Below are 5,682 nucleotides of genomic sequence, written 5' to 3' on the forward strand. Positions count from 1 at the left end.
TGTCGTCTGACTGCGTTCCGCACCTTCGACAAATCGCCCCATCTGCGCCTCTCGTTTCAGCAGGTTGATTCAGTCTAGGTGATCATTCGAGTTTTTACACAGCCTCGGCCGGATTCTGCCCGACAGGGGCGAAGGGGCGCGCCCAGCGAAGGCAACGTCCAACCGGGAGGCTCCGCGACCGACAATTGACGCTTTTGCCGTCGCAACGGCGACAGGAATGGGAATGGTCCCTCCCCTCTCGTCGATGTGCCACGCGTCCAGTCCCGCTTGACTTCGCTTAGGTATCCGTATCGTGGGGCGTGCGTCGTACATAGTGTTCGGCGCGCAATCCCGAGGTCACGCATGGTCTACAAAGGCTCTTTCAAAGACATCATCTACCCGGCCGCGAGCCGCGAGCCGCGCGTTGCGCGCTACCGGATCGTGCTTGCGGGTCACTCAAACTCCGTCCGCGCCATCGTTCACCTCGTGCATGGCGAACCGTCACAACCGCAGCAGCCAGACCTCGCTGCCGTCCTCGACGTCGTGTTGGGCAGGATCGTTAGGGAGGACCTCATCGGCGTCAGACTCGATCGTATCCAGCTCGTCGTGCAGACCGGCCCGGATTTCCTCACGTATCCGATCCGGTTCAATGCACTCGAATTCAGGCAGCCGAAAAGAGGCGTTACGCAGTCGGGTCGGAATAAGGACGAGCCGGTTCATATACGATCGCACGACGTTACGGGCGGCTCCGTCGCCTTCTATGTGGATCACAACGGTGCCAAACCAGTCGCGGCCAAACTCGCGACGATGCTCCAATGACCGCGGCATTTCGTCGGTACGTCGTCGGCGACTGGGAATCACTTTGGCCGAGCGAGCCGTATATGAAGCATCGCATCCTGATCGACCTCCTGGCCCGGAAGGCGGTTGCCGGACAGGATCGCTTCCGGCGACAGTGGCACGCGATGAGCGTCGAGCACGTCGAATACATGCAGCAGATATTCGAGGAAACGTTTCCCGATATTTTCGATGAGCCACATGAGTATGGCTTCGAGTGCATCGACGCGCCCCCTGCGTGGGCATTGGCGGCATGGCCTTGGCCACGCATTGACGGTGAGGGGGCTGAAGGTAACGATGCCGGGACGGGTATGAGCGACATTGACGATGATGCCTGGTGACGCTATGCAGTCCGCGTGAGCTCCGGCGATCGTGTGCGACGCTCTTCACTATGCCCCGTCAGGATCTGGCGCACCGACCGAAACGAACGTGCGTGCGGTTTTGCCGTTTCCCCGGGGAAACGCCTCAAACATCAACCTTACCGGGAGTTTTGCTTACGCCAGCCTGCTCCGTTTCCCCGGGGAAACGAAACGAACCGTTGGGTTTTCCAAGTGCTAGAATACTGTATATCCATACAGTATGAGGCGCGCTGTGGCTTCCCCTGCTCCGGAAACCATTCATTCATCGCTCTGGCGCGGTTCGCAGCTTGCGTCTGGGCGCGCGCACATTGTTCCCTGCGGATTCGGGAATCTTGCGACCGAACTGCCGGGCGGCGGTTGGCCGCGAGGCGCGCTGACGGACGTCCTGGTTCAGCAGGCCGGAGTCGGGGAGTTGCGCCTCTTACTGCCCGCCCTCCGTGCGGTGGCCAGTCGACCGATCGGCCTGCTAAATGCACCGCATCGGTTTAATCCTGAAGCGGCGGCTTATTGGGGTTTGCCGGAAAAGTCGCTCAATGTGATACGGGCGTCGAAGACCGCGGACATGCTGTGGGCCGCCGAGCAGATTCTACGTGCCGGCACCTTCGGCGCACTAATGTTCTGGCAAACGCATGTCCGGCCAGAATCGCTGCGTCGTCTCCATCTTGCGGCGCAGACATCCGAGACGCTGTTTTTCATGCTCAGACCTCTGGCCAGCGTGAGCGACACCTCGCCTGCTCCACTACGGATTGCTGTGCGGCCGCGTCGCGACAGCGTAGCTGTGGAGTTTGTGAAGCGCCGTGGCCCGGCGCTCGCAGAACCCCTGATTGTCCCCCTGTCTCATTCGCCCATCCTGTTGAACCGTCATGCAAATCTGGATCGGCGTGTATCTGCCGCACCTCAGCCGCGAAGTCTTCCGGCCGAACTGGTCCCCTGATTCTCAAGGAGGTCTGGTCGTGCTCGATCATGAACGCGTCATAACTTGCGACAGGCGCGCAAGCGATGCGGGCATTCGCGTGGGCATGCGCAAGGGGGGCGTACTCACACTCGCGCCCGGTGCTTCGCTTCACGATCGCGACGAACTTCGCGAGCAGCATGCCGTTTCGGAGGTCGCGACGGCGCTCATGCAGTTCAGCCCGCAAGTGGCGCTTGCTGAAGAGCAGACGGTGCTGATCGACGTATCCGCAAGCCTGAGATTGTTCGGCGGCATCCGGTCCATCCTGCGGGCGATCCGCGGCGCCCTCAACGCGTTCGGCTACTCCGTTCAGACGAGCGTCGCCCCAACGGGACAGGGCGCGTGGTTGATGGCGCGGTACCGGGGCGGGCGCCGGCTTTCAGTACGCTCGTTCAAACTGCAACTTGCCCGCCTGCCGGCGTTGCTCGTCCCCGACGCGCGACGCTTTGCCGACTGGTTTGAGGGTTTGGGATGCACGACGGTTGCGGACTTGATGCGCCTGCCGCGCGCGGGCCTGAAAAAGCGGTGCGGAACGGCGCTGCTGGACGCGCTGGATCGAGCGGTCGGCGAGTCGCCCGAACTGTTCGAGTGGGTTCAGGCGCCCCCATCCTTCAGCGCGCGGCTTGAGTTGCCTGATCGCGTTGAACACGCCGAAGCGGTACTGTTTTGCGCGCGGCGTCTGCTCGTCCAACTGACCGGCTGGCTTGCGAGCAAGCAGTTTGCCCTCACCCGCTTCACCTTGAAGCTGGAGCATGAGCGCGGCCGCGCGGCGCTGCCGCCGACCGACATCGAGATTGCGCTGGCTGAGCCAACGTGGCACGAAGAGCATCTGACGCGTCTTCTGAAGGAGAGGCTGGGTCGCATCGAACTCGTAGCTTCCGTCATCGCGTTGCGCCTGGACGTGAACGACGTGGAAGCTGCAGCACCACCGTCCGACACCCTCTTCCCGGAACCTGGTGGCAACGCGGAAGATCACAACCGGCTGATCGAGCTACTGGTCGCACGGCTCGGCCCGGAGAACGTTCTTCGCGCGGCGCCAGTAGCCGACCACCGTCCCGAGGTCATCGCGAACTGGGTCCCGGTGAACAGTGATGTCAAAGGCTGCGTGCTGCCGGGCGACCAGCCGCGCCCGGCGTGGCTTCTGGAAACGCCCATCCAGTTAATGACCCGACAGCATCGTCCGTTCTATGGAAGTCCACTGCGCACCGTCTCTCCCGGCGAGCGCGTCGAGGCCGGGTGGTGGGGCGGAGAACTTGTGACGCGGGACTATTTCGTCGCCGAGGCTGACGACCATACCTGCTACTGGATCTATCGCGAACGGGTCGGCAGCCGCGACGAGGAAGATCCCCGCTGGTTCCTGCACGGACTTTTCGGATAGCCCGAAGTTCGCCCATTCATGGACCTGTACTCATCAGCGTTGCCCGGCTATGCCGAGTTGCAGTGCTTCTCCAACTTCACGTTCCTGCGTGGCGCGTCGCACGCCGAGGATCTGATCGCACGCGCCGAGCAACTGGGATACATGGCGATCGCCATCACCGACGAATGCTCGCTCGCGGGAATCGTGCGCGCGCACGTCGCGGCAAAAGAGGCCAATGTGCGCCTGATCGTCGGCGCACATTTTCAGCTGACCAACGCTGACGGTTCGACCGCCCTCTCATTTACTGCGCTCGCGCAGACCCGCGAAGGATACGGCAATCTCTCCGAGCTCATTACGCTCGCTCGCACCCGCACGGGCAAGGGCTCATACCTCCTCACGCCAGACGACCTCGCTCGCCCGAATGGTCCGTACTCACATCTTCGGGGGCTTCCCGAATGCCTCGCCATCCTGTCGCCGGAATTCCCCGCAAAGGAGGAACGACTCGACGCGCAGGTAGAGTGGCTGGCATCGACGTTCGATCGTCGCTGCTGGATAGCACTGACCCTTCACGCTCGCGCCATGGACGACATCCATCGGGGCATCGTCCAGTATGTTGCGGAAAAGCACCTCGTCCCCGTCGTTGCCACAGGCGGCGTGACGATGCACGTTCGTTCGCGCAAGCCGTTGCAAGACACGCTTACTGCCATACGGCTTAACAGGTCTATCGCGGAATGCGGATTTGAGTTGGCGCAGAATGCGGAACAGCACCTGCGGTCGCGCCTTCGACTCGCCAACATTTACCCCCAGAACGCGCTCGCCGAAACGATCAACATCGCGAGTCGTTGCACCTTCGCGATGGATGAACTCCGCTATGAATATCCGGACGAGCTGGTGCCGGCGGGAGTGACGCCGACCGCATACCTTCGACAGGAAACGTACATCGGCGCGCATCGCCGTTTTCCGGCAGGCATCCCGCACAAGGTGCAGACACAGATCGAACATGAACTTGGTCTGATCGCGGATCTCAAATACGAGCCGTATTTTCTGACGGTTTACGACATCGTTCGGTTCGCGCGCAACGAAGGAATACTTTGCCAGGGTCGTGGGTCGGCTGCCAACTCGGCGGTCTGTTACTGCCTGGGTGTCACTGAAGTCGATCCCGCGCGCAGCAACATGCTCTTCGAACGCTTTGTTTCGAAAGAAAGGGCCGACGTGCCGGACATTGATGTCGACTACGAGCACAATCGTCGCGAGGAAGTCGTCCAATACATCTACGCCAAATACTCACGGACGCGCGCGGCACTCGCTGCAGCAGTCACGACCTACCGACCCAAGAGCGCATTACGGGATTCGGGTAAGGCACTAGGCATCGATCCAGCGATCGTAGATAAAGTGGCGAAGGCGCACCACTGGTTCGATTCGAGCGCTGATCTGCTGAATCGTTTTACGGAGTCCGGTCTCGATCCTGAAGCCCCGATGCTTCAGCAGTGGGCGAATCTCGCAGCGCAGTTGCTTGGTTTTCCTCGACATCTTTCCCAACACACTGGCGGGTTTGTCATTGCGCGCGGAAAGCTTTCGCGACTCGTTCCAATTGAAAATGCAGCGATGGTCGATCGCACCGTCATCCAGTGGGATAAGGACGACCTCGAAGCGCTCGGCCTTCTGAAGATCGACGTGCTTGCACTGGGCATGCTAACGGCCATCCGCCGCGCGCTGGATCTGGTGTCCCAACAACGGGGCGAGCCGTTTGAGATGCAGGACATCCCGGCGGAAGACTCGGCGACCTACGAGATGATCTGCCGGGCAGATACGGTCGGCGTTTTCCAGATCGAGTCGCGTGCGCAGATGAGCATGCTCCCCCGCCTTCAGCCGCGAGAGTTTTACGATCTCGTGATCGAGGTGGCCATCGTCCGACCGGGCCCCGTGCAAGGCGGAATGGTGCATCCGTACCTGCGTCGCCGGCAGAAGCTCGAACCCGTTTCCTTCCCTAGTCCGGCAATGGAGACAGCGTTGGCGCGGACGCTCGGCGTGCCCATTTTTCAGGAACAGGTGATGCAGGTCGCGATGCTGGCGGCCGGGTTCTCCGCCGGCTGTCACGGATCGGCGTAAAGGCGCCGGGGATGATCGCCGTAATGGCGCCAGTTGGAAGTGGTGTCGAACGCGGATTCGAACGGCCTCAAGAATGCGGTTTCTTGCTTGAT

4 protein-coding genes and 1 pseudogene are annotated in these 5,682 nt (G+C 61.5%); all 5 read left to right on the top strand.

Annotated elements, in window-relative coordinates; genetic code table 11:
- Window positions 1-342: 342 nt before the first annotated feature.
- Complete coding sequence (locus tag HV744_RS35935; protein ID WP_175153997.1) at window positions 343-798, top strand: hypothetical protein; 456 nt, start codon at window positions 343-345, stop codon at window positions 796-798.
- A 62-nt stretch (window positions 799-860) separates the two neighbouring features.
- A complete protein-coding gene (locus HV744_RS35940; RefSeq protein ID WP_175153998.1) occupies window positions 861-1,154 on the top strand; it encodes a hypothetical protein in 294 nt (97 codons plus the stop codon).
- A 238-nt stretch (window positions 1,155-1,392) separates the two neighbouring features.
- Window positions 1,393-2,106, top strand: a complete 714-nt coding sequence (gene imuA / locus HV744_RS35945; RefSeq protein WP_175153999.1) for a translesion DNA synthesis-associated protein ImuA — start codon at window positions 1,393-1,395, stop codon at window positions 2,104-2,106.
- Entirely contained in the window at window positions 2,036-3,502 is a 1,467-nt protein-coding gene (locus tag HV744_RS35950) for a Y-family DNA polymerase (protein WP_175154000.1), read from the top strand. Before imuA ends, HV744_RS35950 begins: the two co-directional genes overlap by 71 nt.
- 18 nt (window positions 3,503-3,520) lie before the next feature.
- Window positions 3,521-5,572, top strand: a pseudogene (locus HV744_RS35955) (error-prone DNA polymerase); the annotation flags it as partial.
- Window positions 5,573-5,682 lie beyond the last annotated feature (110 nt).

The sequence above is a fragment of the Paraburkholderia ultramafica genome (assembly GCF_902859915.1).
GTDB classification, from domain to species: Bacteria; Pseudomonadota; Gammaproteobacteria; order Burkholderiales; family Burkholderiaceae; genus Paraburkholderia; species Paraburkholderia ultramafica.